Origin of the sequence: Pasteurella testudinis DSM 23072, assembly GCF_900176075.1 — a bacterium.
Taxonomy (GTDB): Bacteria; Pseudomonadota; Gammaproteobacteria; order Enterobacterales; family Pasteurellaceae; genus Chelonobacter; species Chelonobacter testudinis.
The window spans coordinates 41,782-67,060 of record NZ_FWWV01000008.1 but is presented as its reverse complement, the minus strand read 5'-3'; the positions used below and the strand labels follow the sequence as shown (position 1 = coordinate 67,060).

Annotated in this window: 29 protein-coding genes; 11 read left to right on the top strand and 18 right to left on the bottom strand. The window is 46.9% G+C overall.

The features are described from left to right. Positions 1-173 precede the first annotated feature (173 nt). The 10 genes from pal to B8880_RS04935 form a co-directional block, all read right to left on the bottom strand. Complete coding sequence (gene pal, locus B8880_RS04980; RefSeq protein WP_084256512.1) at positions 174-632, bottom strand: peptidoglycan-associated lipoprotein Pal; 459 nt, start codon at positions 630-632, stop codon at positions 174-176. Between the two features lie 13 nt (positions 633-645). After that, positions 646-1,914 carry a Tol-Pal system beta propeller repeat protein TolB gene (gene tolB, locus B8880_RS04975; protein WP_418889027.1) on the bottom strand — a complete coding sequence of 423 codons (1,269 nt, stop codon included), beginning with the start codon at positions 1,912-1,914 and terminating at the stop codon, positions 646-648. Positions 1,915-1,991: 77 nt separating this feature from the next. Beyond that, complete coding sequence (gene tolA, locus B8880_RS04970) at positions 1,992-3,251, bottom strand: cell envelope integrity protein TolA (protein ID WP_084256508.1); 1,260 nt, start codon at positions 3,249-3,251, stop codon at positions 1,992-1,994. A gap of 23 nt (positions 3,252-3,274) precedes the next feature. After that, complete coding sequence (gene tolR / locus B8880_RS04965; protein ID WP_084256506.1) at positions 3,275-3,697, bottom strand: colicin uptake protein TolR; 423 nt, start codon at positions 3,695-3,697, stop codon at positions 3,275-3,277. 26 nt (positions 3,698-3,723) lie between these two features. Continuing rightward, the gene (gene tolQ, locus B8880_RS04960; RefSeq protein ID WP_084256504.1) at positions 3,724-4,422 is read right to left on the bottom strand and encodes a protein TolQ; all 699 of its coding nucleotides are present in this window, start codon (positions 4,420-4,422) and stop codon (positions 3,724-3,726) included. A 32-nt stretch (positions 4,423-4,454) separates the two neighbouring features. After that, positions 4,455-4,850, bottom strand: a complete 396-nt coding sequence (ybgC, locus tag B8880_RS04955; RefSeq protein ID WP_084256502.1) for a tol-pal system-associated acyl-CoA thioesterase — start codon at positions 4,848-4,850, stop codon at positions 4,455-4,457. A 325-nt stretch (positions 4,851-5,175) separates the two neighbouring features. Then, positions 5,176-5,463, bottom strand: a complete 288-nt coding sequence (locus tag B8880_RS04950) for a cyd operon YbgE family protein (protein WP_084256500.1) — start codon at positions 5,461-5,463, stop codon at positions 5,176-5,178. Positions 5,464-5,465: 2 nt separating this feature from the next. Further along, positions 5,466-5,564: a CydX/CbdX family cytochrome bd oxidase small subunit gene (locus tag B8880_RS04945; protein ID WP_084256498.1), complete on the bottom strand. Its 99-nt coding sequence runs from the start codon at positions 5,562-5,564 to the stop codon at positions 5,466-5,468. A gap of 21 nt (positions 5,565-5,585) precedes the next feature. Continuing rightward, on the bottom strand, positions 5,586-6,722 hold the full coding sequence (cydB, locus tag B8880_RS04940) for a cytochrome d ubiquinol oxidase subunit II (protein WP_084256496.1): 1,137 nt from the start codon (positions 6,720-6,722) through the stop codon (positions 5,586-5,588). A 14-nt stretch (positions 6,723-6,736) separates the two neighbouring features. After that, positions 6,737-8,287 carry a cytochrome ubiquinol oxidase subunit I gene (locus B8880_RS04935; protein WP_084256494.1) on the bottom strand — a complete coding sequence of 517 codons (1,551 nt, stop codon included), beginning with the start codon at positions 8,285-8,287 and terminating at the stop codon, positions 6,737-6,739. Positions 8,288-8,752: 465 nt separating this feature from the next. Between B8880_RS04935 and B8880_RS04930 the strand changes: the two genes are divergently transcribed. Further along, a complete protein-coding gene (locus B8880_RS04930) occupies positions 8,753-9,094 on the top strand; it encodes a DUF5339 domain-containing protein (RefSeq protein WP_084256492.1) in 342 nt (113 codons plus the stop codon). Positions 9,095-9,140: 46 nt separating this feature from the next. Here the strand turns inward: B8880_RS04930 and ruvB are convergent, their stop codons facing one another. The 8 genes from ruvB to B8880_RS04890 form a co-directional block, all read right to left on the bottom strand. Continuing rightward, on the bottom strand, positions 9,141-10,145 hold the full coding sequence (gene ruvB / locus B8880_RS04925; protein WP_084256490.1) for a Holliday junction branch migration DNA helicase RuvB: 1,005 nt from the start codon (positions 10,143-10,145) through the stop codon (positions 9,141-9,143). A gap of 28 nt (positions 10,146-10,173) precedes the next feature. Then, positions 10,174-10,785: a Holliday junction branch migration protein RuvA gene (gene ruvA, locus B8880_RS04920; protein WP_084256488.1), complete on the bottom strand. Its 612-nt coding sequence runs from the start codon at positions 10,783-10,785 to the stop codon at positions 10,174-10,176. A gap of 72 nt (positions 10,786-10,857) precedes the next feature. Further along, positions 10,858-11,439 (bottom strand): crossover junction endodeoxyribonuclease RuvC, encoded by a 582-nt coding sequence (ruvC, locus tag B8880_RS04915; protein ID WP_084256486.1) that lies wholly within the window; start codon positions 11,437-11,439, stop codon positions 10,858-10,860. Between the two features lie 71 nt (positions 11,440-11,510). Beyond that, positions 11,511-12,251, bottom strand: a complete 741-nt coding sequence (locus tag B8880_RS04910) for a YebC/PmpR family DNA-binding transcriptional regulator (protein WP_084256484.1) — start codon at positions 12,249-12,251, stop codon at positions 11,511-11,513. A 1-nt stretch (position 12,252) separates the two neighbouring features. After that, a complete protein-coding gene (gene nudB, locus B8880_RS04905) occupies positions 12,253-12,705 on the bottom strand; it encodes a dihydroneopterin triphosphate diphosphatase (RefSeq protein ID WP_084256482.1) in 453 nt (150 codons plus the stop codon). An 11-nt stretch (positions 12,706-12,716) separates the two neighbouring features. Further along, positions 12,717-14,486, bottom strand: coding sequence for an aspartate--tRNA ligase (gene aspS / locus B8880_RS04900; protein WP_084256480.1), 1,770 nt, complete (start codon positions 14,484-14,486; stop codon positions 12,717-12,719). Positions 14,487-14,673: 187 nt separating this feature from the next. After that, a complete protein-coding gene (locus B8880_RS04895) occupies positions 14,674-15,807 on the bottom strand; it encodes a porin (protein ID WP_084256478.1) in 1,134 nt (377 codons plus the stop codon). A 165-nt stretch (positions 15,808-15,972) separates the two neighbouring features. Continuing rightward, the gene (locus tag B8880_RS04890; protein ID WP_084256476.1) at positions 15,973-17,673 is read right to left on the bottom strand and encodes a YdgA family protein; all 1,701 of its coding nucleotides are present in this window, start codon (positions 17,671-17,673) and stop codon (positions 15,973-15,975) included. A gap of 160 nt (positions 17,674-17,833) precedes the next feature. On the opposite strand from B8880_RS04890, the gene cmoA reads away from it, so the two are divergent. The 10 genes from cmoA (at position 17,834) to B8880_RS04840 (ending at position 25,275) form a co-directional block, all read left to right on the top strand. Next, the gene (gene cmoA / locus B8880_RS04885; protein WP_084256475.1) at positions 17,834-18,559 is read left to right on the top strand and encodes a carboxy-S-adenosyl-L-methionine synthase CmoA; all 726 of its coding nucleotides are present in this window, start codon (positions 17,834-17,836) and stop codon (positions 18,557-18,559) included. A 33-nt stretch (positions 18,560-18,592) separates the two neighbouring features. Then, positions 18,593-19,558 carry a tRNA 5-methoxyuridine(34)/uridine 5-oxyacetic acid(34) synthase CmoB gene (gene cmoB, locus B8880_RS04880; RefSeq protein WP_084256474.1) on the top strand — a complete coding sequence of 322 codons (966 nt, stop codon included), beginning with the start codon at positions 18,593-18,595 and terminating at the stop codon, positions 19,556-19,558. Between the two features lie 100 nt (positions 19,559-19,658). After that, positions 19,659-19,994 (top strand): hypothetical protein, encoded by a 336-nt coding sequence (locus B8880_RS04875; RefSeq protein ID WP_084256473.1) that lies wholly within the window; start codon positions 19,659-19,661, stop codon positions 19,992-19,994. Positions 19,995-20,016: 22 nt separating this feature from the next. Continuing rightward, entirely contained in the window at positions 20,017-20,568 is a 552-nt protein-coding gene (locus tag B8880_RS04870) for a DNA-3-methyladenine glycosylase I (RefSeq protein WP_084256472.1), read from the top strand. A 64-nt stretch (positions 20,569-20,632) separates the two neighbouring features. Further along, positions 20,633-20,875, top strand: a complete 243-nt coding sequence (locus B8880_RS04865) for a type II toxin-antitoxin system ParD family antitoxin (protein ID WP_084256471.1) — start codon at positions 20,633-20,635, stop codon at positions 20,873-20,875. After that, entirely contained in the window at positions 20,868-21,164 is a 297-nt protein-coding gene (locus tag B8880_RS04860; protein WP_084256470.1) for a type II toxin-antitoxin system RelE/ParE family toxin, read from the top strand. The genes B8880_RS04865 and B8880_RS04860 overlap by 8 nt, the downstream gene beginning before the upstream one ends. 17 nt (positions 21,165-21,181) lie before the next feature. After that, positions 21,182-22,003, top strand: a complete 822-nt coding sequence (locus B8880_RS04855) for a D-hexose-6-phosphate mutarotase (protein WP_084256469.1) — start codon at positions 21,182-21,184, stop codon at positions 22,001-22,003. A gap of 173 nt (positions 22,004-22,176) precedes the next feature. Beyond that, positions 22,177-23,571, top strand: coding sequence for a class II fumarate hydratase (fumC, locus tag B8880_RS04850; protein ID WP_084256468.1), 1,395 nt, complete (start codon positions 22,177-22,179; stop codon positions 23,569-23,571). A 171-nt stretch (positions 23,572-23,742) separates the two neighbouring features. Next, positions 23,743-24,381: a chalcone isomerase family protein gene (locus B8880_RS04845; RefSeq protein ID WP_115306420.1), complete on the top strand. Its 639-nt coding sequence runs from the start codon at positions 23,743-23,745 to the stop codon at positions 24,379-24,381. Positions 24,382-24,411: 30 nt separating this feature from the next. Further along, positions 24,412-25,275 (top strand): CsiV family protein, encoded by an 864-nt coding sequence (locus B8880_RS04840; RefSeq protein WP_084256466.1) that lies wholly within the window; start codon positions 24,412-24,414, stop codon positions 25,273-25,275. Positions 25,276-25,279 lie beyond the last annotated feature (4 nt).

Sequence of the window (25,279 nt, the reverse complement as noted above, 5' to 3'; positions counted from 1 at the left end):
TTCATTATATCGGAGGATTTTTTCTTTTCATCGCTTAAGCTCTTTGATTCCATACGCATAGCGTATGGTTTTTATAGGCAGTCTTCGTCTGCCTATAACAAAACAACCCCGATAGCAATATCGGGGTTGTCTTCACAACTTTTAGCACGCTAAGAAATTAGTATGCTAAGAAATTAGTATGCTAACACTGCACGACGGTTTTTCGCGTAGTCTGCTTCAGTGTGACCTAAAACAGCCGGTTTTTCTTCACCGTAAGAAACGGTAGAAAGTTGAGAACCAGATACGCCTTTACCAGTCAAGTAGTTAACCACTGCATCTGCACGGCGTTGGCCTAATGCGATGTTATATTCTGGAGTACCACGCTCATCAGCATTACCTTCTACTAATACTTTGCTTGCCGGAGTAGCAGTCAAGTACAGAGAGTGAGCATCTAAGAGTTGTTGATATTGACCTTCGATGTTGTATTGGTCAAAACCAAAATACACGGTGTTATAACGCTGTTGTAAATCTTCAGCAGTATAGTTACCGAATAATTGACCTTGTTGAGCGGCAGAATCATCGGAAGAGCTGCTACATGCAGCTAATACGAATGCAGGTGCAGCAACCATCAGAACTTTTGCAAGTTTTTTCATTTTTTATTACTCCTTAGTTTTTAGTAAGAAACGGAGACCAAGCTGGGAACTTAATTTGCCCGTCCGCACCTGGTAACCTAGCTTTAAAGCGTCCGTCTGCGGACACCAATTGTAACACTTTCCCCAGCCCTTGTGTAGAGCTATAAATGATCATAATTCCATTAGGCGATACGCTCGGGCTTTCGTCGAGGAATGTAGAGCCTAATACTTCCACATTACCGCTTGCCAGATCTTTTTTAACGATATGATCGGCTGAAATCATAATCAAACTTTTACCGTCAGCCGTGATCTGGCCACTGTAACTTCTACCGCCGGCACCAACATAACTGGCACCGCCGCCATAAGCACTCATAATGTATACTTGCGGGCTGCCGCCACGGTCAGAAGTGAAGACAATCGACTGTCCGTCCGGTGACCAGCTCGGCTCGGTATTGTTACCTGCGCCACTGGTTAACTGGCTGGTTTGGCCGGAAGCCAAATTCATCACATAAATATTCAATTGCCCGTCACGGGAAGAAGCATACGCCAAACGCGTACCGTCCGGAGAGAAAGCCGGTGCCCCATTATGTCTTGGTGCGGCAGCAACAACGCGGCGGGAACCTGATCCTAAATTTTGAACGACCAATTGCGATTTTTTGTTTTCAAAGCTCACATAGGCCAACTGTTTACCGTCTGCCGACCAACTTGGTGACATAATCGGTTGCGAACTGCGGTTAACAACAAACTGGTTATGACCGTCATAATCGGCAACACGCAATTCATACGGGTTGCTGCCACCATTACGCTGCACCACATAGGCGATACGCGTTCTGAACGCACCGCGAATACCGGTTAATTTTTCAAACACTTCATCACTGACAGTGTGCGCACCATAACGTAACTGATTGTTATTCGGAATGGTATAACTGTTTTGCAACAAGACCGAACCGGCTGCACCCGAACCACCGATCGTATCCACCAGCTGATAAGCAATGTTATAACCGGATCCAGTCGGTGTAATTTGACCGACAACAATCTCGGTCAAGCCCAAGGCCGCCCACGCTTCCGGATTGACTTCGGCTGCCGCTGAAGGGGTTTGTGGCATTCTGCTGACCGGAATCGGATTAAATTTCCCGCTATTACGCAAATCTGCGGAAACAATCTCGGCAATATCCGCCGGTGCCGATCCGGGACCGTTCCATTTGAACGGCACAACCGCAATCGGCTGCGCACTGTCAATCCCTTCGTCAATCACGATACGGACTTCTTCCGCCCGCACGACATTACTGATTAATACCAGCATAAATACCAGTACTGCCGTTATCCGAGTAATATACTTCATCTAAATCCCCTATACTAAACACGTTGTCATAATTGATTTTACTTTAAATCAAAATCAATAATTGGATTTTTATATCGGCTGTAAACCGCATCGGAAGGCGCTGCCGGCACTTTTTTGGTGTTGGCAACCGCTCTTAATGCTGAATTACAAATATCATCCGGACCGGAAATTTTTTGATAACTCAAAATAGTTCCGTCCCTTGCCAAAGAAATTCTAACACTACAGGTTTTTCCGGCAAAGCTGGCATCACGGATAAAACGACGCTGAATTGTACGCTTAATCACACCAGCATACTCATCACCGGCACGCGCACCATCTGCACCGCTTACCGTTCCGGCGCCGCTTCCGGTTGTGCCGCCTCGATTTTGGTTACCGCCTCGCGCAGCCGAACCGCCGCCAATTGTGCCGCTATTCATAAAATCATCTAACGCCGCCTGCTGCGATGCTTTTTCGGCAGCGGCAGCTTTTGCCGCCGCTTCGGCTTTGGCTTTTGCAGCTGCTGCGGCCTTAGCTTTCGCTTCCGCATCTGCCTTGGCTTTCGCCTCTGCTGCAGCCTTAGCTTTCGCTTCCGCATCTGCCTTGGCTTTTGCCTCTGCTGCAGCTTTAGCTTTCGCTTCCGCATCTGCCTTGGCTTTTGCCTCTGCTGCAGCTTTAGCTTTCGCTTCCGCATCTGCCTTGGCTTTTGCCTCTGCTGCGGCCTTAGCTTTCGCTTCTGCATCTGCTTTGGCTTTCGCTGCTGCGGCAGCTTGCGCTTCTTGTTCTGCTTTTATCTTGGCTGCTGCTTCCAAGCGTTTTGCCTCGGCATCCGCTTTCAACTTTGCCTGTTCAGCGATTCGTTTAGCCTCGGCCTCTTTGGCTATACGTTGTTGGCGAGCGATCTCTTCTTGTTGTTTTGCCTGCTCTGCCTTCATCTGCTCTTGGCGCTGTTGCTCTTGCCGCTGCTGTTCTTGCTGTTGCTGCTCTAGACGTTGTTGTTCTAAACGTTGCTGCTCTTGCTGCTGACGTTGTTGTTCCTGTTGCAATTTTTCTTGCTCTTGCTTCTGTTGTTCCAGTTGCTCGCGTTTGGCTTTATCAACATCCCCTTTCTGCTGTTGCTGAATCCGTCCCCACTCTTGCGCTGCCGAACCAGTATCGACCATGACCGCACCCATCACGTCGCCTTCGCCCTCACCGCCGCCGGCAGCCGGCATATATTTGTACCATAAGGAACCCAAAATCAAAATTCCGAACAGTAATCCATGCAGGATAGTTGAAATCAAAACTGCACGATTTAATTTCTGTGTTTTCTCAGTCTGCACCGCTTATCCCGTCGTTATGTCTATTATAAAGGGTTGGTCATTAAGCCAACGGATTTAATTCCGGCAAGATGTAGCAAATTCAACGCTTTAATCACCTCTTCATATGGCGCTTCTTTTGCTCCGCCGACCAAAAACAAGGTATTGTTATCTTTATCAAATTCCTGCTTGGCCATCTCCGTCACCATCTCTTCGGTCAAATTTTCATTGCGTTCACCGTTAATTGCCAGCGTATATAACCCGACACCCGCCACTTCTAAAATAACCGGCGTTTTATCTTCATTGGAAACCGATTGGCTATCAACCGAATCCGGCAGCTCCACTTGTACGCTTTGACTAATAATCGGTGCCGTTGCCATAAAAATCAGTAATAAAACCAATAATACGTCCAAAAACGGAACAATATTAATTTCTGATTTCATATCACGGCGCTTGCGTCTGTACGACATAATATCCTCTTATACTCTATGATACGCTATCTGAAATTAGTGAGTGCTTTTTTGGCAAAAGCCTGACGGTGTAAAATGGTGGTGAACTCGTCAATAAAGTTCGCATAATTTTGTTCTAGTTTACTGACACGCAAACTTAAACGGTTATATGCCATTACCGCCGGAATCGCGGCAAACAAACCAATCGCCGTAGCAATCAAAGCTTCCGCAATCCCCGGTGCCACCATTTGCAACGTCGCTTGTTTGACATTACTCAGTGCCATAAAGGCATGCATAATCCCCCAAACCGTACCGAACAATCCGATATACGGGCTGATAGAAGCCACGGTCGCCAAGAAAGGAATACGATTTTCCACGTCTTCGATTTCGCGGTTTAAGGTTAGATTCATCGCTCGGCTAGTGCCTTGAATAATCGATTCCGGCGTGCTGGATTCCGTTTGCTGCAAACGTAAAAACTCTTTGAAGCCGACATAAAAAATCTGTTCGCTGCCGCTCAACGCTTCACGACGATTATCCATGCCTTCATATAACTTATTCAGATCTTCGCCGGACCAAAAACGATCTTCAAAATTGGCTGAGGATTTTAACGCTTGGCGTAAAATACCGCTGCGTTGAATAATGATAGCCCATGACATAATAGAAAAAAGGATCAAGATTGCGATGACAATCTGTACGATAACACTTGCTTCTAAAAAAAGCGCCAGGAAGTTTAACTCTGTTGACATTAATAACCCCGATTTAGTCTGCTATATAATATTTACTGTTCTGCCAATGCCGTTCTGATCGTTTCAGGAATCGATACTGGTTTCATTTTTGATAAATCCACTGTTGCAACTAAGACAGTTGCATCTGATAATAATTCATCTTGCCTAAATAATTTCTGTTCGAAAACAATGCTTGCCCGCTTAAGTTGGCAAATACGGGTTTCCACCCTTAGCACATCATCCAGCTTCGCTGCTACGCGATAATCAATCTGCATACTACGCACCGCAAACGCCAAATGAAACTCTGCTAATAATATTTGTTGTTCAAAGCCCAAAGCCCGCAAAAATTCGGTTCGAGCTCTTTCAAAAAAATGGAGATAGCGCGCATGATAAACCACTCCGCCGGCATCGGTATCTTCATAATACACTCTGATTGGCATCTGCTGCATAGCGATTATCCTCATGATTTTTAAAGTTGCTATTATCAAGAATTGTTCGATAATTGTCTAGCGATTGTGAGGTGGATCACAAAGAATATTTTTTATCTGCCGCGCAATAATTTTTTATGTTGCTTCCAGTCCATTACGCACCGTTTCCATATCGTTGCACGCAATTATCCTGCTGCCCTATACTGCCCGTACTGCTGTGAACGGAATAATAATCAAGCGTTATACTACTATTGTATTGAAATGAATGAAGATGGTGATCTGTTTATTTAAATAGATGAAAGTGCGGTATATCCTGCTTGGCACGATACCGCACTTTGCCCGAATCTCAGCTGAGATAAATATAGTACAATCCCGCCAAAGCAGCAAAATAACCGATAAACGGGTTAAAGACCGCTTTCCAAAAATTCTTTTTGATATTCAGACCAATGCCGTGGATCCATAATACCGAGGTTCCCAAAATCAAAAACAAGGTAAATAGCGGCGAAGGGCCGCCCAGTTCCAAGGCAAATTTCTGTGCATTGAAAAAAATGGATAACATCAAGAGAATGGCAAGAATAAATGAAAGGGCTCGATAAGAGCCCTTGTTTACGACTTGATAGAGTTGATTAATCATATTTACTCATCAAATTTGCCGGTTTTTTCAATGCTGATCGTCACGATAGCTGCGAAGAAAACCGCTAATAAAACACCCAAAATCCAAGTTACATAAAACATAATAATTCCTCTTTTGTACCATTAGTATAGTGAGTTTTTATTTTCTTCGATAAAGCTGCTATCCAAGCGACCAAACATTTTGTAGTAGGCCCAGATAGTGTAAGCCAGCAAAATTACCACGAAAATTAATGTCAGACCAAACATGATCATTAATGTCAAATGGCTTGAAGTCGAATCCCACATCAACAAGCTGGTGTTCGGATTTGTAATTGACGGCATGATGAACGGGAACATCGAAACCCCGAATGTGAAAATCACACCGGCCATCGTTAATGACGAAAACAGGAATGCAAATCCGGAACGGTTGGCTTTAGAAAATACGATATTCAACAAACCACCGGCGACAACCAAAATCGGCAACGCCCATAGGATAGGCATTTCTCTGAAATTATTGAACCATGCACCGGTTTCCAAAATCACTTCTTTACCCAACGGGGTAGAAGGGCCGTTCTTATCAATCACGCTGGTAACAACATAGCCGTCTTTGAACAGCAACCATACGCCCGCCAACACAAAGGTAATCACAGTGGCAAAAGCACCGACCTGAGTAATCACACGCGCACGGTCACGCAGTTCGGCAGTAGTTTTCATTTGCAACCAAGCCGCACCTTGTGTCGTCAACATTGACAAGCTGACCAAACCGCACAGGAGCGCAAACGGATTCAATAATTCAAAAAACGAACCTGTATATTTCACTTGCAGGATATCGTTGAATTCAAACGGTACGCCTTGCAGCAGGTTACCAAATGCCACGCCGAACACCAATGACGGTGCAAAGCCACTGACAAACAAGCCCCAATCCCAAGCGGTACGCCATTTCGGATTATCAATTTTAGCGCGATATTCCAATCCGACCGGACGGAAAAATAATGCGGCCAAAACCAAAATCATCGCGATATAGAAACCGGAGAAAGAGGTTGCATAAACAATCGGCCAAGCGGCAAACATCGCACCGCCGGCAGTCAACAACCATACTTGGTTGCCGTCCCAATGCGGAGCAATCGAGTTGATCATAATGCGTTTTTCAACCTCTTTTTTACCGGCAAACGGCAATAAGGTTAATACGCCCATATCAAAGCCATCAGTCACTGCGAAGCCGAGAAGCAGAACCCCAACAAGCAGCCACCAAATAAAGCGTAGAATTTCGTAGTCAATCATGATTAGGCTCCTACTTATTTCGCTGTTTGTTCAAAATGATAACGGCCGGTTTTTAATGAGCTTGGGCCCAAACGTCCGTATTTGAACATCAGATACATTTCTACAATCAGGAAAATCGTGTACAACGCACAGATTAAGCCGATTGAGAACCACAGATCGCCGGTTGTCAATGCGGAATTCGCCACGCCGACCGGTAACACCTCATAAATCGCCCATGGTTGACGACCGTATTCCGCCAAGAACCAGCCGCTCTCGATTGCAATCCACGGCAACGGCAAAGAATACAGCAACGCTTTGGAGAACCAAGGTTTAGAACCGATTGTTTTACGCGCAGTTTGAACAAACGCACCAATCAACAGGATTAACATTAAGCCGCCGGCCAACATCATCACCCTGAAAGACCAAAATGTCGGTCCGACTTTAGGAATAGTATCCGCCGCCGCTTGTTTGATTTGAGCTTCGGTTGCATCAACCACACTATCGGTATAAGGCTTTAACAATAACCCGAAACCGAGATCTTTTTGATACACTTTGAACAGCTCTTTATCGGCTTCGCTACCTTCGCCGCTGCGCAATTTTTGCAATAGATCATAAGCGATAACACCGTTGCGGACACGTTGTTCGTTGATCTCTTTCAACTCTTTCAAACCGGTAATTTCGGTTGTCAAAGAGCGAGTGGCAATAATCCCTGCCGCATAAGGAATTTGAATCGCAAAATCGTTTTTCATTTCGGCTTCATTAGGGATAATCACCATATTCCAGTCTGCAGGTGCAGGTGCGGTATGCCACTCGCCCTCCATCGCAGCCAGTTTGACCGGCTGTGCCTGACCGATTTCATAACCGGACTCGTCCCCCATCAACAATACCGCAATAATTGCGATAATACCGAAAGAAGACGCAACTGAGAAAGAGCGTTTGGCAAATCCCAAATCGCGACCTTTTAGCAAGTAGTATGAACTGATGGATAACACAAAAATCGCACCACAGACATAACCTGCGGACAGCGTATGCAAGAATTTACTTTGCGCAACCGGATTCAACCACAGATCCATAAAGCTGGTCATTTCCATACGCATGGTTTCAAAATTAAATTCCGAGCCTATCGGATTTTGCATCCAACCGTTCGCAACCAAAATCCACATTGCAGAGAAGTTAGAACCAATCGCCACTAAATAAGTGGACATCAAATGCTGCCCTTTAGACAATCTGTCCCAACCGAAGATGAACAAACCGACAAAGGTTGATTCCATAAAGAAAGCCACAAGTGCTTCAATTGCCAAAGGCGCACCGAAGATATCGCCTACGTAATGTGAATAATAAGACCAGTTGGTACCGAACTGGAATTCCATTGTAATTCCGGTTGTTACCCCTAAAGCAAAGTTGATACCAAATAATTTACCCCAAAATTTGGTCATATCTTTGTACACTTCTTTGCCCGTTACCACATACAAGGTTTCCATAATCACAAGGATAAAGGAAAGACCTAATGTAAGCGGTACAAACAAAAAGTGATACAATGCAGTTAGTGCAAACTGCAATCTCGAGAGTTCAACAATATCTAACATCTCAACTCCTTGTATATACTACAAGTTCCTCTGACATTGATTACGACTGTAATCACCCCTAACATCCGACAAACATCACTGATGCCAATAAACTTAACTTACTCAAAACACTTATCCAAAAAAACGTACAAAATTGACACACTAGATAACTTTTTAAATAAGCTAAATTTATGCCTGCCTATAATACTCTGTAATTCAAGCATTAAAAACAGAAAAATTAATATTTCCGTCACATTTTTGAACATATCTCAAAAAATAAGACTTTTAAAAACACCACTATTTTGATACAAATCAATTTACTGAAAATATTGCTATTTTTTATACACATAACCGAGTAATCCAGTCTGATATTCAGCGTTTTTTAAGAAATATTTACGCTGAATTTATAGACATTTTTTGCTTCTTTTGTTATTTTGTATTCGCTTAATTACATTTAAGAAAGATTATTATTTAAAGGAAAAGGAAATGTTAAAAAAGATAATCCGTTCTCTTGCTTTGGCTGGGTTTATCAGCTTCAGCCTAACCGCTGTTGCAACTGCCAGCACTTCAACTTCCCAAGCCAGTAAATCCAACCTAGAAAAAAGCAGTATTCCGCAACAATGCAACCAACTCTTCAGTGAAACCGAACAACTGATTAAAGAAGCGGAAAAACAACCCGGCACCCATACCCAATTTGCCAATATCAAAAATAAATTGTCACAAAGCAAAAAACAGATTTTAGCGTTAGAACGTGAAGTGCAAGTTAAAAGTTGTGATAAAGGCCTAGTTGCACTGAACAATATCAAAAAGCAACAAATCCAGCCTTAAATACGTTTTCTTTTTCCTTTTCCATATAAACTTATCTGCCATCACCTCAAGTTTGGACATCAAAACCCAAATGCAGATAAGTTTTCGAGGTTGCTATCCGCCCTCTGGGTGTCCGTTGCAAATAGCCCTGCTGAATCAAATACGGCTCCAACACATCTTCAATCGTTTCCCGCTCTTCGCCGATAGCCGCCGCCAAGCTGTCCAAACCGACCGGACCGCCGTCAAAACGCTCAACCACCGCACTTAGCAATTTACGATCCATATAATCAAAGCCTTTGCCGTCAATATCCAGCATTTTCAACGCCGCCTGCGCAATTTCAATGCTGATCAAACCGCTGTTTTTCACATCGGCATAATCCCGAACTCGCCGCAACAAACGGTTGGCAATGCGCGGCGTACCGCGTGAACGGCGGGCGATTTCCAATGCCGCGCCCTCTTCAATCCGCAAATTCAAACAGTTGGCGCTGCGTGCCACAATCGAAGTCAAATCTTCAATCGAATAAAACTCCAAGCGCTGCACAATGCCAAAGCGATCTCGCAGCGGCGATGTCAAAGAACCGGCACGCGTAGTTGCGCCGACAAGAGTAAACGGCGGTAAATCCAGTTTAATCGAACGCGCCGCCGGGCCTTCGCCAATCATAATATCCAACTGATAATCTTCCATTGCCGGATACAGCACTTCTTCAATCGCCGGCGACAGACGGTGGATTTCATCAATAAACAACACGTCATGCGCTTCCAGATTGGTCAGCATTGCCGCCAAATCGCCGGCTTTTTCTAACACCGGTCCGGAAGTGGTGCGGATATTCACGTCCATTTCATTGGCGATGATATTGGCCAGCGTGGTTTTACCTAAGCCCGGCGGTCCGAAAATCAACAGATGATCGAGCGCATCTTTGCGCAGTTTCGCCGCTCGAATAAAAATATCCATCTGCTCACGCACCGCTTCCTGCCCGACATAATCGCTTAATAACTTGGGGCGAATCGCACGATCAATGACATCTTCCTCCCCCATTTCAACGGCGGTGATAATACGATCAGCTTCGATCATAATGACGTTATCCTATTTCCAATAATATTTATAAAGCACTTTTCAGCGCCTCACGGATCAACTGCTCACTGTTCAAATCCGGCTTGGACACCCGTTTCACCATTTTTTCCGCATCTAACGCTTTATAGCCGAGCGCTACCAATGCCGCCACCGCATCGTCTTCATAATTCGGCACGGCCAAATCCAGTTCATGATGACTGCCTGCCGGTATGCTGACAAAGAACTCCGCCTTTTTCATCTGCCCGAATTTGCCTTTCAGTTCGACCAGCAAACGCTCGGCGGTTTTCTTACCCACACCCGGAATTTTAACCAATTTCGACAACTCCTCCCGTTCAACGGCAAAAATAAATTCGTCTACCGCCATCGCCGATAAAATCGCCAATGCCAATTTAGGCCCGACACCATTGGTTTTGATTAATTCGCGGAACAACGTGCGGTCTTGCTTACTGGCGAAACCAAACAGCAAATGCGCATCTTCACGCACCACCAAATGGGTAAACAACGTGGCACTTTGATTGATCTCCGGCAAGCCGTAAAAACTGGTCATCGGCAACAACAGCTCATAGCCGACCCCATGCACATCAAGCAAAATTTCCGGCGGCTGCTTCTCGATAATCGTGCCGTGTAAACGTCCAATCATGGATAATTTTCTCTTTTTGACAGGGAATAAAGGAATGTGCCTAGCATAAAATAAAACTGTATAAATAACCAGTTATTTTTCCGCTTTTAAGCGAAAACGTCCGCGGCTGTAGCGGGCTTTGAACATCACCGAGTTGCTGTTTTCCGCCTGAAGTGCGGTGCTGGCGCTACTGCCGATTTGCAGGGAATGTTGAATGCTGTGCGCGTGGGTGATGGCAATTGCCAACGCATCGGCGGCATCGGCTTGCGGTTGCGCCGACAGATTTAAAATCCGAGTTACCATATGCTGCACTTGAACTTTATCCGCCGCACCGCTACCGACCACGGTTTGCTTCACCAAACGCGCCGCATATTCAAACACCGGCAAATCAAAATTGGTCGCGCAGACTATAGCCACCCCGCGCGCCTGCCCTAATTTCAAGGCGGAATCGGGATTTTTCGCCATAAACACCTGTTCAATGGCAAACATTTGCGGTTGAAATTGGGTGATGATCTCACTGACACCGGCATAGATCCGCTTTAAACGGGTCGGCAAATCCTCAACCGCAGTGCGAATCGCCCCGCTACCAAGATATTCCAACTTGCGCCCGTTTTGACGGATCACACCGTAACCGGTTACGCGCGAACCGGGGTCGATGCCTAAAATGATTGCCATAGAAATTGCTATACCGCACTTTGCAAACGGGCGGATTCATTATCCGCCCAATTTTGCTTAATTAAATAAAACTACAACAACGCCGCCACTTCATCGCTGATATCACCGTTGTGATAAACGTTTTGCACGTCATCACAATCTTCCAGCATATCAATCAAACGTAACAATTTTGGTGCAGCTTCGGCATCTAAATCGACCGTAGTGGACGGAATCATTGAGACTTCGGCACTTTCGATTTTAAAACCGGCGGCTTCAATGCCGTCACGCACCGTGCCCAGCTCTTCCCAAGCGGTGTAAATCTCAAAACTGCCGTCATCTTGCGGCTGCACATCGTCGGCACCGGCTTCGATTGCCGCTTCCATTAACGCATCTTCATCGCCTTGCGCAATCAAAATCAAGCCTTTTTTGCTGAACAGATAACCGACCGAGCCTTCCGTGCCTAAGTTGCCACCGCACTTGGTGAAACTCGGCCGCACTTGCGAAATCGTGCGGTTGGCATTGTCGCTCAAACACTCGACCATCACCGCCGTGCCGCCCGGACCATAGCCTTCGTACACTCGGGTTTCCATATTGGTGTCATCACCGCCACCCACGCCGCGCTCAATCGCACGGTTGATGGTGTCACGGGTCATATTGCTGGCTAACGCTTTGTCCACCGCTGCGCGCAAACGCGGATTTGCGCCTGCATCGCCACCGCCGATTTTGGCGGCAGTCACCAATTCACGAATCAATTTGGTAAAAATTTTACCGCGCTGCGCATCTTGCGCCGCTTTGCGGTGTTTAATATTTGCCCACTTACTATGGCCTGCCATTTTAATTTCCTCTTTCTAACTTATTATTTTTTAATAAAAATTCTTTAATCGCCAAGGCATTGTTCCACGATTTGGTCATTTCAACCGCCTGCTCTGCCGCCACCCACCGATATGCCGAATGTTCGCTCAACCGCACTTCGCACTCTTGCGCCAACGGCAACAAAAACCAGTGTTCATGGCAATGGGTAACATCGCGCGCATAGCGATGACGAAACTGCGGAAAAATTTCAAAATCAACCGCAATTTGACAATCGACCAAACCGACCGCACTTAGCCCTGTTTCTTCCGCCACTTCGCGCGCTGCGGCTTGAAGTGCGGTTTCACCTTGTTCCAAACTGCCGGAAACCGACTGCCAAAATGCCGCATCATCATTGCGCTGCAACATCAGCACACGCTGGGTCTCGGCAGCGTAAATCACCACCAACACCGATTCCGGGCGTTTAAATTGCTGCATTGATTCTTTTACTATTCTTTGGCTTTAGTTATCGTCAGTGCCAATTCATTCAACGCTTGCTCGTTGGCAAAACTCGGCGCGTCGGTCAATAAACAGGCAGCAGCTGTCGTTTTCGGGAAAGCGATCACATCACGAATATTGTCCGTACCGGTCAACAACATGGTGAGGCGATCCAAACCGAATGCCAAGCCGGCGTGCGGCGGCGTACCGAATTTTAATGCGTCGAGCAAGAAGCCGAATTTCTCTTGTTGTTCTTGTTCGTTAATGCCCAAAATGCCGAACACGGTTTGCTGCATTTTTTGATCGAAAATCCGCACCGAGCCGCCGCCCACTTCGTAACCGTTAATCACCATATCGTAAGCATTGGCAACCGCACTAGTCGGATCGGCTGCCAGTTGTTCCGGCGTGAAATCTTTCGGGGAGGTGAACGGGTGGTGCATTGCCGCCAAGTGCCCTTCTTCGTCACGTTCAAACATCGGGAAGTCGATCACCCACAGCGGTTTCCATTGATCCGCTTGGGTCAAGGCTAAATCTTTGCCGACTTTCAAACGCAGCGCACCCATCGAGTCAGTCACGATATTGTATTTATCCGAACCGAAGAAAATAATATCACCGTCTTGCGCCTGTGTGCGTGTCAATACCGCACTTAGCACCTCTGCCGATAAGAATTTGGCAATCGGGCTTTGCACGCCGTCCACACCAGCGGACAGATCGTTGACTTTCAGCCAAGCCAAGCCTTTAGCGCCGTAAATGCCGACAAACTGGGTGTATTCATCAATTTGTTTACGCGTCAACGTTGCGCCGTTCGGCACGCGAAGTGCGGTCACACGCCCTTTCGCATCATTTGCCGGACCGCTGAACACCTTAAATTCAACCTCTTTCAGCAAATCGGCAACATCAACCAGTTCTAACGGGTTACGCAAATCCGGTTTGTCCGAACCAAAACGGCGCATCGCCTCGGCATAAGTCATAATTGGGAACTGCCCCAAATCCACGCCAATAGTCTGCTGCCATAAACCGTGTACCAACGCCTCCATCACCGACCGCACTTCTTCGGCGGTCATAAACGAGGTTTCCACATCGATTTGGGTGAATTCAGGCTGGCGGTCGGCACGCAAATCTTCATCGCGGAAACATTTTACGATTTGGTAATAACGATCGAATCCTGACATCATCAGCAGTTGTTTGAACAGTTGCGGCGACTGCGGCAGCGCATAAAATTTGCCTTTATGCACTCGGCTCGGCACTAAATAGTCGCGCGCCCCTTCCGGCGTGGCTTTGGTCAGCATCGGGGTTTCGATATCCAAGAAACCATGTTCGTCCATAAAACGGCGCACAAAGCTGGTGATTTTGGCACGGGTTTTGATCCGTTGTGCCATCTCAGGGCGGCGCAAATCCAAATAGCGGTATTTCAACCGCTGTTCTTCGGTGTTATTTTGGTTGAAATCCAACGGCAATACGGCGGCGTTATTGTAAATTTTCAGCGATTTCGCCAGCACTTCCACTTCGCCGGTCGCCATCTCAGGATTGATGTTTTTCTCGCTACGGGCAATCACTTGCCCTTGAATTTGCACACAAAATTCATTGCGCAACGCACCGGCGGCCTCAAATGCCGCTTGCTGTGCCGGATCAAAAAACACTTGCACAATGCCCTCACGATCACGCAAATCGACAAAAATCATCGCCCCGAAATCACGACGGCGGTGAATCCAACCGCTCAATGTTACTTCTTGTCCGATATGGCTACGATTTAGCGAGCCGCAATAGTGTGTACGCATCATAATCTGTTCCTTGCTGATTTATTCTGGTTATTTGTCTGTATGATAATAGTGAATTGGCGAATTATAGCGGAATTTTAACAGGGAATGAACTTGTTTATCGAGCGGAGGGTAAAACCGGTTTGAATCAAGCAAAGTGCGGTTTTTTATGCTGTCGGCAAAAGGGCGGAACACGCTCCGCCCTTAACGATTACCAATAAACCCGCAAGCCGATAACAGCCACTTTATCTTTGCTTTCAAGGGTTTTTATCTCGCTGCCGTTATAGGTTCTGGCGCGCACATATTGCCCTTCGAGGAAGGTTTTTACCCGAAACGGCTGATCTGCGCTCGAATGCAGCAGGACATATTCCGTACCGAGCATATATTTATCGCGTTTGACTTTGGAATGCGCCAAGGTATCGCTTTCCCTTTTGGTCGTGTGATAACCGTATTGGGTGTAAATATTCCAATCTTTATTCAAACGGTGGAACACCACGGCACGCACTTCGTGATCGGTAGTGCGGCGGATATCGCCGGCATTGTTTGCTTGCTGATTGGCGATAATGCGTTGATCCAAATCCAAAGCGAAGGTGGTATTGGAAACGGTATAGGCAGAACCGAAAGAATACACGCCGCGACTATAGTTTGAGCCGTTGGCGTTTTCATAGCGTTCGCGATCCGCGCCGGCCGCCAGTGTCACTTTATGACCGTTCGCCAATTCCCATTTGTAAATCGCCGCGCCGCCGTAGCTGTCGATGCGACGGTTTGCCCGTTGGGTCATATTAGCATTACGATCGGAATCAAAACCGTAAAACGCCGCCAACGTCAGCCCCGGCACGCCTTTATACACATACTGCAACGAGTTGCGTTGGGTGGTGTTGTAATAACCGTCTGAAATACTTAAGGTATTCGGCAAATCAGTCTGTTTGACATAATCGGTGTAGGCGAGTTGGTTCCCATAGGTCAATTCACCGTATTTTTTATGCCCGAAGCCGGCAAACGCATAATGGGTATAGAGATGATCGAAATCATGCTGCGAATCGGAACGCCCGTAACTGTCCGCCCCACGCGCCCGGAACTGCATTCGACCAATGGCATAAAAATCGCCGCCCAATTGTTGGGTGAGTTTGAAACCGGCGCGCGAACCGTTATTTTGCACCGGTCTATTGGTATGTTCTTTGCTTTCGCCATTCGCAGTTTCCGTTTTATTTGAGGTGCTGGTCCATTTCAAACGCAGCGAGCCGTCCAATTCGATTTTAGTGCCGTCATTGTCAAAAGCAGTATAAGCCTGCGCAGAGCCGGCAGCTAACGCCAGCAAAGTTGCGCTTAAAGTCAGTTTCTTCATAAATTTTAATCTCTTGATAAACTTAGGTTAAGTTGGAGCGCCCAAGTATAGTTATTTGAAAAACCGTTTTCAAATGACATTAAATTATTATTTATGCTTTTACGGACTGTTATGCTTTGCGTTAACGTATAAGTGCGGTCAAAAACCGCACTTCGCGCGCCGAAACTATTGCTGCGGTATGTGTTGCGGCATATGTTGCGGTATGACCGGCGGCAAGCCTTCCAAATCGGACGGCGATAAATCGGGAATGGATAAATCGTATTCGTCGCTCGGTAAAAACAGTTCGCCGTCCTCTTCACCAAATGCCGCCGCTTCGCCGTCGCTTTCGTCATACAGCGAATCATAATACTCATCATCACTGTCGCTATAGAACGCTTGCGCAAACACAAAAAGTGCGGTCAGGACGGCTTGATCGAGCGTTTCCTGCGCCACGACTTCGCCGTTATATGTTAACTGCCCATTTTCCAGCCATGCTTTTGCGCTGAAAGCGTCCGGCGTTTCAATAAATAAACCGCTTTCGGCTAACTGTTGCAACAGATCTCGATAGCTTTCGTCCGCCTCTTGCGCGGCTTGTTCCGGTGGCAGTCCATTTTGTTCCATTTCATTTCTAATGCTGGCAATCTGGGTCAACAATTGCTGCAACATTTTTTTGTCGATCTCCGCATTAAAGTCAAATTTAGACAAATATTGCAATAGCGCCGAAGTTGTTATTTCATCCGTGTCATCTGTCTTGGGAAAATGTATTCCCAAATCCAGATTTAACCGACTGATGCCGCCACTGTTACGCCACGCCAGCGGTGAAAACTGCAATTCCGGCGTTTTCTCTAACAGCGTAGACACCGCACTTTGCGCTTTTTCGTATTGCGCAGGCGCCATTTGTCCGTCAACCGGAGGCGCGTTGAACGCATCGGTCAAGTCATTGAGCGCCTGCCCGTCCACATGTTTCAGCGCAACATCAAAGTATAATTTGCCTAAATCATGCTTATTCAGCAGCAGAATTTTATCCAAATTGAATTGAAACAGCACATCAAAGAAACCGTCGCTGAGCTTGCTCTCACCGGTAAGCACCAACTCGTGCAGCTTAATATCAATCGGCTCGGCGTAACTGTCGCTTTGCTCGGTCAGTTGAATGTCCAATGCCATTGCTTTGATCGCTAAAGTTTGAGTGCCCACGGCCAGATCTTGCCACGGGGTCGGTTGCAACGCGCTATCCAGCGTTATCCCGTCAACCCGCAACGTTCTGTTTTCAAATGAATTTTCATTATCCGCCTTTTCCGTGAAGGAAAGGCGATCCCAGTTCAGCTTAACATCGCCAATCCCTTGCAGGTTGGTGTCGGAATCAATCACCACCTCGCTCATATTGAACATGATATTATCTTTAAGGTATTCCAGTGCCGCAATGCGGATTTGCGACACAATCCGATCGTGGTAACCAATGCTAAAATCGGCGGTCAGCGGGTTTTGTCCTTTGCTTAACTCAAACCATGGCTTAACCCACGCATTCTCACCCAATTTGGCACTGCCGGTCGCCAGTACCGGCGTTAAATTGAATTTGGCTAAATTCGCTAACGGCAAAGGCCCGTGCTGAATCGTGCTGTCCAACAACATTTCCTTCTGCCCGTCTTTATCGCTCAACACCAATTTATCCTGAATCTCAGCACTGAAAAATCCGCGTTGGTAGCTGATATTTTGGTATCGGATCGTCACTTCACCGCTCGGCGGCAGATAAAATCCGATTGTTTTATTGATCTCCTCGATTTGAGTGGCGTATTGCGCTTGCAACATTTTTCCGCTATACCAAGTTCCACCTAACCAAGCCGCCGCTAACGCCCCGATCACACTCGCTGCCAAAACCGATTTTTTCATACTATTTTCCCAATTATCAACCAAATACAAATGATTCTTAAACGACGACACAATAACATGGTTTTTTACTCAGATATACAAAAATTGCCGCGCAAAAGCATTTGTCGCCCTGCTGCCTTTTGCGTACAATAACCGCACTTTTACTGATTCCGCCTATAAAATGAACAAAGATACGTTATTTTCCACGCCAATCGAAAAAATCGGCGATTTTACCTTTGACGAAGCCGTTGCCGAGGTGTTTCCCGATATGATCCAGCGTTCGGTGCCGGGCTACGCCAACATCATCACCGCAATCGGCATGCTAGCGCAGCGGTTTGTGCAGCCGAATACACGGGTGTACGATTTGGGCTGTTCGCGCGGGGCGGCGACGTTGTCGGCACGGCGCAATATCAAACAGCCGAATGTCAACATCATTGCGGTGGACAACTCGCCGGCGATGGTCGAGCGCTGCCGCCGCCATATCGACGCCTATCACGGCGAAAGTGCGGTTGAGATTATGTGCGCCGATATTCGCGATATCGAGATTGAAAACGCCTCGATGGTGATTCTGAATTTCACCTTGCAATTTCTGCCGCCGGCTGACCGCACTTTGTTGCTGCAAAAGATTTATCACGGGCTGAATCACGGTGGCGTGCTGGTGCTGTCGGAAAAATTCCGTTTTGACGATCCGATTATCAATGAACTGCAAATCGATCTGCACCACGAATTTAAACGCGCCAACGGCTACAGCGAACTGGAAGTCAGCCAAAAACGCACCGCACTTGAGAATGTGATGCGCACCGATTCGATTCCGCAACATAAAGTGCGGTTGCAGCAAGTGGGCTTCAAACGGGTGGAAATGTGGTTCCAGTGTTTTAATTTCGGTTCTATGATCGCCATTAAGTAATAAAATAAGAGCAATAAAAAATAGAGAAATACCATGATTGATTTTCGTCCGTTTTATCAACAAATCGCCCAATCCAATTTGTCGGATTGGCTGCAAACCCTGCCGCTGCAACTCAGCCAGTGGCAAAAAAATGCGCACGGCGAATACGCAAAATGGGCGAAAGTGATTGATTTTCTGCCTGCATTGCAAGCGCAGCGGCTGAATTTGCAAAGTGCGGTCGAAGCCGTGCCGAGCCAAGCGCTTACCGACGGCGAACGGCAACGGATCATCTACCATTTAAAACAACTCATGCCGTGGCGCAAAGGGCCGTATCACCTGCACGGCATTCACATCGACTGCGAATGGCGCTCCGATTTTAAATGGGATCGGGTGCTACCGCACTTGGCACCGCTGCAAGATCGTACGATTTTAGATGTCGGCTGCGGCAGCGGTTATCATATGTGGCGCATGGTCGGCGAGGGCGCGAACATTGTGGTCGGGATTGATCCGACCGAGCTGTTTTTATGCCAGTTCGAAGCGGTGCGCAAGCTGCTCAACAATGACCGCCGTGCGCATTTAATCCCGTTGGGCATCGAGCAAATGCAGCCGCTGGCGGCGTTTGATACCGTGTTTTCGATGGGCGTACTCTATCACCGCAAATCACCGCTCGATCACCTCAGCCAACTGAAAGATCAGTTAGTGAAAGGCGGTGAGCTGGTGTTGGAAACGCTGGTAATTGACGGCGATGTCAATACGGTGTTGGTGCCGCAAGATCGCTACGCCAAAATGAAAAACGTCTATTTTATTCCGTCGGTGGCGGCGTTAATCAACTGGTTGGAAAAGTGCGGTTTCCGCAATGTACGTTGTGTTGATGTCGAAATCACTTCGTTGGAAGAACAACGCAAAACCGAATGGCTGGAAAACGAATCGCTCATCGACTTCCTCGATCCAAACGACCACGGCAAAACCCTCGAGGGCTATCCTGCGCCGAAAAGAGCGGTTATCTTGGCAAATAAATAAGCTAATGTTGCTGATAAAAAATACCCACTATTCGGCATTAACATTTCCTTTGACAGGCGTAAGATATTGGTCAATTTTTGTTAGATAAGAGTACGCTATAATGTCTAATCCGTTTCATGCCCGTTGGACGGCGGTCGGCAACACGCTTTGCCTCGGGCACTGGGAAATCAGTTATCAAGGGCTGCCGCTAGTCTTGCCCGAACAAAAACGCGAACACGATATGGGCACGAACGGTATCTATAGTTTTATGGATCCGGAAGAGGAGCTGTTTCGCGAAGGGCTGTATGAAGACGAGTGGATTATTGAAAATGCCGACTGGCTGGCGGATGTGTTTGTCACTTCCAACGTGCCGCTGGACGAAGAACATTTCCACTATTTCTATCAAGCCGTCAATCAAGAAGATTGGCGTTGCGGCAGCTGCGGCGGTTGTATGTAGCCTTACACTATAAGGAAAAACCATGAGTTATTGTGATTACGTCAACAACTTAACCGCCGATCAAGACGAGCTGAACAAACGCTATCACGACCACCATTACGGCTACCCGATTATCGATGACAACGAGTTGTTCGAACGCTTGGTGTTGGAAATCAATCAAGCTGGATTGAGCTGGACGCTAATGTTGAAAAAGCAGCAAAATTTCCGCCAAGCCTACAATCAATTCAATATCGCCACCGTGGCGGCTTACGGCGAAAGCGACAAAGTGCGGTTGTTAAACGATGCTGGCATTGTACGCAATAAGTTGAAAGTTAACGCCGCCATTTATAACGCCAATCAAATTCTGCAATTGCAGCAACAGTACGGCTCGTTTAAAAACTGGCTCGACCACCATCACCCCCGTGCCCTCGCCGATTGGGTCAAACTGTTCAAAAAGCAGTTTAAATTTGTCGGCGGTGAAATCGTCAATGAATTTCTGATGAGCACCGGCTACCTGTCGGGTGCGCACCAACCGGACTGTCCGATTTATGCCAAGGTGTTGGCAAGTGAACCTGCTTGGGCAAAATCAAAATAAGACTTGAAGATTTATCTAAATCTGTTATCTTTTGTGTGAATTAATCACACAAAAGGATCAGATTATGGCTCGCACAACCAGCGTTACTCTTGGGGAACCACTCAACGATTTTATCACGCGCATGGTCGAATCCGGTCGCTACGGCTCAACCAGTGAAGTAATGCGCACCGCACTTCGCCTGTTAGAAGAGCAAGAATCAACAAATGAAGCGATTCGTAATGCGCTGATTGCCGGTGAATTAAGTGGCGAATGCGATCTGACCATATCGGAAATTATGGCAGAAAAGAGAGCAATGCGCTGTGTATAAATTATCTGCTCTCGCCCATCGTGATTTTCTTAATATTTTGGATTACACCGAAAATCATTTTGGAGCAGCCCAAGCTGATTCCTATGCCGCATCGCTCGAAAATACGCTAAACACCCTTGCAGACTCGCCTCTTATCGGTAAGAAATATACTGACTTAATGGGAAATCCTATAATGCGTTTTCCCCACCAACAACATATGATTTTCTATCGTGTGCGTCAAAATGATATTTTTGTGGTAAGAATTTTGCATCAACAAATGGAAACCAAACTACATATTACTTATAACTAAATCCAAAGGACTACACCATGTCACTCCAATCCATGCAACTGCTGCAACAAATTCACCCCAATCTTTCTTTGCAACAACTCAATGAAATTCCGGTTATCGTATTGGATCACCCGATTGGCAAAGCGACGGTAGCCTTGCAAGGCGCACATTTGCTCAGTTGGCAACCGCACTTTGCCGCACAGGATATTTTTTGGTTGAGCGAAATCGAACCGTTTAAATCGGGCAGTGCGATTCGCGGCGGCGTGCCGGTTTGTTATCCGTGGTTTAAAGATTACGGCACACCGGCACACGGCTATGCACGCATTACCTTGTGGCAACTCAGTCAATGGCAAATCAGCGATAACAAAGCCGAACTCACCTTCACGCTGTATGACGACAATCATCTCGTTGAAGCCGAGCTGAAAATGGTGTTTAGCGGCGAATGCGCCTTAACTTTCACGCACTATGGCGAACAAGAAGCGCAGCTGGCACTGCACAGCTATTTTAAAATCGGCGATATTGCGCAAACCACGTTGCACGGTTTGCCAACAACCGCACTTAACACATTGAATAATCAGCAAGAAAACATACCTTCGCCGCGCCAATTCACGCAGGAAACCGATTGCATCTATTCAGTGGAAAATCCGCTTAGCCGAATTGAAGACGCAGCGCAACAGCGCACGATTGAGATCGAACATCATAACGCCTCGGACATTGTGGTGTGGAATCCGTGGCACAAAAAAACCTCCAGCATGTCAGAAAACGGTTATAAATCTATGCTTTGCGTGGAAACATCACGGATTAGCCAGGGTTTAAAACAAGGTGAAAGCGTGCAAGCGGTTATTCGTTTAGTACGATAAATTCGATAAATGGGTTCAAGGGCGACTCCATCGCCCTTTCCGTCAAAACTTCGTGACTTCCTTCACAAAACTTCATTTGTCATGATGTAGATCATAGCCTGCGCATTCCACTTAAGAGGTAGTAATGTTAAAATTTTAGCGTTATCTATTTTATAAAACAGAGGAAATTTACTATGACATTTCGTATTGAAAAAGACACTATGGGTGAAGTTCAAGTTCCGGCGGACAAATATTGGGCGGCGCAAACCGAGCGTTCACGCAATAATTTTAAAATCGGTCCTGCCGCTTCCATGCCGCATGAAATCATCGAAGCTTTCGGTTATCTGAAAAAAGCCGCTGCATTCGCCAACACCGATTTAGGCGTATTACCGGTAGAAAAACGCGACTTGATCGGACAAGCCTGTGATGAAATTTTAGCCGGACAACTGGACGAGCAATTCCCGTTAGTCATTTGGCAAACCGGTTCCGGCACACAGTCCAATATGAACGTGAACGAAGTGGTGTCTAACCGTGCGCATGTGTTAAACGGCGGCAAATTGGGTGAAAAAAGTATCATTCACCCGAATGACGATGTGAACAAATCGCAATCCTCCAACGACACTTATCCGACCGCCATGCACATCGCCGCTTACAAAAAAGTGGTGGAAACCACCATTCCTTGCGTCGAACGCCTGCAAAAAACCTTCGCTGAAAAAGCGGCGGCGTTTAAAGATGTGGTGAAAATCGGGCGTACGCATTTAATGGACGCAACGCCGCTGACCTTGGGACAAGAGTTTTCCGCTTACGCGGCACAACTGGAGTTCGGTCTGAAAGCGCTGAAAAACACGCTACCGCACTTGGCGGAATTGGCGCTGGGCGGCACCGCGGTCGGCACCGGCTTAAATACGCCGCAAGGTTATGACGTGAAAGTGGCGGAATATATCGCCAAATTCACCGGCTTGCCGTTTGTAACCGCACAAAACAAATTCGAAGCGTTGGCAACCCATGATGCGATTGTGGAAACCCACGGTGCGTTAAAACAATTGGCGGTTTCCTTGTACAAAATCGCCAACGATATTCGGTTATTGGCTTCCGGTCCGCGTTCCGGTATCGGCGAAATTTTGATTCCTGAAAACGAGCCGGGCTCTTCCATTATGCCGGGCAAAGTCAACCCGACCCAATGCGAAGCCTTGACCATGGTGTGCGCGCAAGTGTTGGGTAACGACACCACCATCTCTTTCGCCGGTACGCAAGGGCATTTCCAATTGAACGTGTTCAAACCGGTGATGGCGGCAAACTTCCTGCAATCGGCGCAACTGTTGGCGGACGCCTGTGTATCTTTCGACGAGCATTGTGCGGTCGGTATCGAGCCTAACCACCCTCGCATTCAAATGCAATTGCAAAATTCATTGATGTTGGTGACCGCACTTAACACGCATATCGGGTATGAAAATGCGGCGAAAATCGCCAAAACCGCGCACAAAAACGGCACAACCTTGAAAGAAGAAGCCATCAATCTCGGTTTGGTGACTGCGGAACAATTTGACGAGTGGGTGCGTCCGGAAGATATGGTCGGCAGCTTAAAATAAGCGGACACAGCCGCAACAGAAACGGGATCTTTTGATCCCGTTTTTTATCTTTCGGTCGCCGTCAACTATCGACAGATAAACCGTGGCTGATTTTACGGCTCAATAGCAGTTCTCTTTATTTATGTTATAATCTGAAAATTATATCGTTTTAGTATACTCTACCGGTTGTTAATGATGAAATTGTTGAAAACGTTCGTGACGTTGTTTGTTTTGCTGTTTGGCAATGCCGTATCCGCCAATTGGTTGCCGATTGGAACGGTTGATTATACTTGGGGGCCGTTTCATATCTATACCATCACCTTATATAGCGAAAACGGAGAGTATCAGCCGAATCAACGCCCGCTGATGTTGACGCTGAATTATGCCAAACCGGTTGAAGGCAAAAATTTTGCCATTACCTTAAAAAAAGAGTTAAGTAATATCGCACCACAAATTCCGGCGGAAACACAAGCGTTGTGGGCGGAAAAGCTGGAGCAGACATTACCTGACTTTCAACCGAAAGATTTATTAAATTATATTGCATTGGACGATACCGGCTATTTTGTGCTGAACGACACCGTACTCGAACCGCAATTCGGCAAAGAATTTAATCAGGCGTTTTTAGATATTTGGCTCTCGCCGCAAAGCAGTTTCAAACGGTTACAAAGTCAATTACTCGGCGAACATAACACTGAAGAACCAAGCAATTATCCGACACCGCCGCGCCAACTGGAAGCGACGCCGGTAGAAGATGAAAGCAGGGATCCGCAGCCATTGCCGTCCACGCCGGAAATTCTTCAGTCTGCGCCAAAAAGTGCGGAAGCAAGCTAATTTTACTCGGTTGTCTATGGAGTACCCGTCATGACGTTATCCAACTCTTTTTTTACCTTGGTTGCCAAATTAACCCCGCTGTTTTTGCTCAGCGGACAAGTGTATGCCAATCAGCCGCTGAACAGCGAAAGCTCGGCACCGACCGCCCCTGCAGCTACGACGGCGTTAACTGAATCGGCGGCAGCCCAGCTTTCAAGCACAGATGCGGCTACCGCCGAAGATGAGTATGCCACTCAGGCCAATGTAGAACTGATTGTCTTCCAACGCTTATTTGATCAAGACAGCCTGAATCAAAAATTTCCTGAACTCAATTCAGTGATTCCGCTGGCTGACGCCGTCTTGCCGTCAGCGGATCAACTGCAAGCCCGTGCGTTAGCGGCAAATGAAATGCAGTTAAACGACATTTTCACCAAATTTCAGCAACACGAAGCCTATATTCCGTTCTATCACCAAGCCTGGACACAGGCACTGGGCGCGCAAAGTGCGGCTTTTCCAATCCGAATCCAATCGGATCCTGCCGCCATTCCGGCAATTGACGGGCGCTTGTTGATCTGGCAAGACGAGAAAATCGAACTCAATTTCAATTTGGCGTTCAGCTATAATACACGAGCGGACGCACAAGAACAGCAACAGGCATTCGGCAGTTTGGCACAGGAAACCGCCACCGTACCGGATATTGATGCGATCAATACTGAGGATAACACCGAAGAAAAAAATAACCGTACGCAACGCCATACGATCCAATACCAGAGCCAAAGCAGTTATAGCGATAACCAAATGATGTATTTTGACCACCCGCTCTTCGGTATTTTGGTGCTGATCAGCAGTGCCGACGGCAAACCGCTCAAAGGTGTCAATAGCGAAAATAACGGCGAAAACAGCGGAATGCAATAATTCG

Bases quoted from the DNA above. Each gene is read 5' to 3' on its own strand.
- B8880_RS04910 (WP_084256484.1), bottom strand. From the start codon at position 12,251: ATGGCAGGCCATAGTAAGTGGGCAAATATTAAACACCGCAAAGCGGCG.
- tolQ (WP_084256504.1), bottom strand. From the start codon at position 4,422: ATGTCAACAGAGTTAAACTTCCTGGCGCTTTTTTTAGAAGCAAGTGTT.
- pal (WP_084256512.1), bottom strand. From the start codon at position 632: ATGAAAAAACTTGCAAAAGTTCTGATGGTTGCTGCACCTGCATTCGTA.
- cmoA (WP_084256475.1), top strand. From the start codon at position 17,834: ATGAACAAAGATACGTTATTTTCCACGCCAATCGAAAAAATCGGCGAT.
- ruvC (WP_084256486.1), bottom strand. From the start codon at position 11,439: ATGGCAATCATTTTAGGCATCGACCCCGGTTCGCGCGTAACCGGTTAC.
- tolB (WP_418889027.1), bottom strand. From the start codon at position 1,914: ATGCTGGTATTAATCAGTAATGTCGTGCGGGCGGAAGAAGTCCGTATC.
- B8880_RS04875 (WP_084256473.1), top strand. From the start codon at position 19,659: ATGTCTAATCCGTTTCATGCCCGTTGGACGGCGGTCGGCAACACGCTT.
- B8880_RS04870 (WP_084256472.1), top strand. From the start codon at position 20,017: ATGAGTTATTGTGATTACGTCAACAACTTAACCGCCGATCAAGACGAG.
- B8880_RS04950 (WP_084256500.1), bottom strand. From the start codon at position 5,463: ATGATTAATCAACTCTATCAAGTCGTAAACAAGGGCTCTTATCGAGCC.
- tolR (WP_084256506.1), bottom strand. From the start codon at position 3,697: ATGTCGTACAGACGCAAGCGCCGTGATATGAAATCAGAAATTAATATT.
- B8880_RS04840 (WP_084256466.1), top strand. From the start codon at position 24,412: ATGACGTTATCCAACTCTTTTTTTACCTTGGTTGCCAAATTAACCCCG.
- ybgC (WP_084256502.1), bottom strand. From the start codon at position 4,850: ATGCAGCAGATGCCAATCAGAGTGTATTATGAAGATACCGATGCCGGC.
- B8880_RS04935 (WP_084256494.1), bottom strand. From the start codon at position 8,287: ATGTTAGATATTGTTGAACTCTCGAGATTGCAGTTTGCACTAACTGCA.
- aspS (WP_084256480.1), bottom strand. From the start codon at position 14,486: ATGATGCGTACACACTATTGCGGCTCGCTAAATCGTAGCCATATCGGA.
- B8880_RS04890 (WP_084256476.1), bottom strand. From the start codon at position 17,673: ATGAAAAAATCGGTTTTGGCAGCGAGTGTGATCGGGGCGTTAGCGGCG.
- B8880_RS04845 (WP_115306420.1), top strand. From the start codon at position 23,743: ATGATGAAATTGTTGAAAACGTTCGTGACGTTGTTTGTTTTGCTGTTT.
- cmoB (WP_084256474.1), top strand. From the start codon at position 18,593: ATGATTGATTTTCGTCCGTTTTATCAACAAATCGCCCAATCCAATTTG.
- ruvA (WP_084256488.1), bottom strand. From the start codon at position 10,785: ATGATTGGACGTTTACACGGCACGATTATCGAGAAGCAGCCGCCGGAA.
- cydB (WP_084256496.1), bottom strand. From the start codon at position 6,722: ATGATTGACTACGAAATTCTACGCTTTATTTGGTGGCTGCTTGTTGGG.
- B8880_RS04945 (WP_084256498.1), bottom strand. From the start codon at position 5,564: ATGTTTTATGTAACTTGGATTTTGGGTGTTTTATTAGCGGTTTTCTTC.
- ruvB (WP_084256490.1), bottom strand. From the start codon at position 10,145: ATGATCGAAGCTGATCGTATTATCACCGCCGTTGAAATGGGGGAGGAA.
- B8880_RS04930 (WP_084256492.1), top strand. From the start codon at position 8,753: ATGTTAAAAAAGATAATCCGTTCTCTTGCTTTGGCTGGGTTTATCAGC.
- fumC (WP_084256468.1), top strand. From the start codon at position 22,177: ATGACATTTCGTATTGAAAAAGACACTATGGGTGAAGTTCAAGTTCCG.
- B8880_RS04895 (WP_084256478.1), bottom strand. From the start codon at position 15,807: ATGAAGAAACTGACTTTAAGCGCAACTTTGCTGGCGTTAGCTGCCGGC.
- B8880_RS04855 (WP_084256469.1), top strand. From the start codon at position 21,182: ATGTCACTCCAATCCATGCAACTGCTGCAACAAATTCACCCCAATCTT.
- B8880_RS04865 (WP_084256471.1), top strand. From the start codon at position 20,633: ATGGCTCGCACAACCAGCGTTACTCTTGGGGAACCACTCAACGATTTT.
- nudB (WP_084256482.1), bottom strand. From the start codon at position 12,705: ATGCAGCAATTTAAACGCCCGGAATCGGTGTTGGTGGTGATTTACGCT.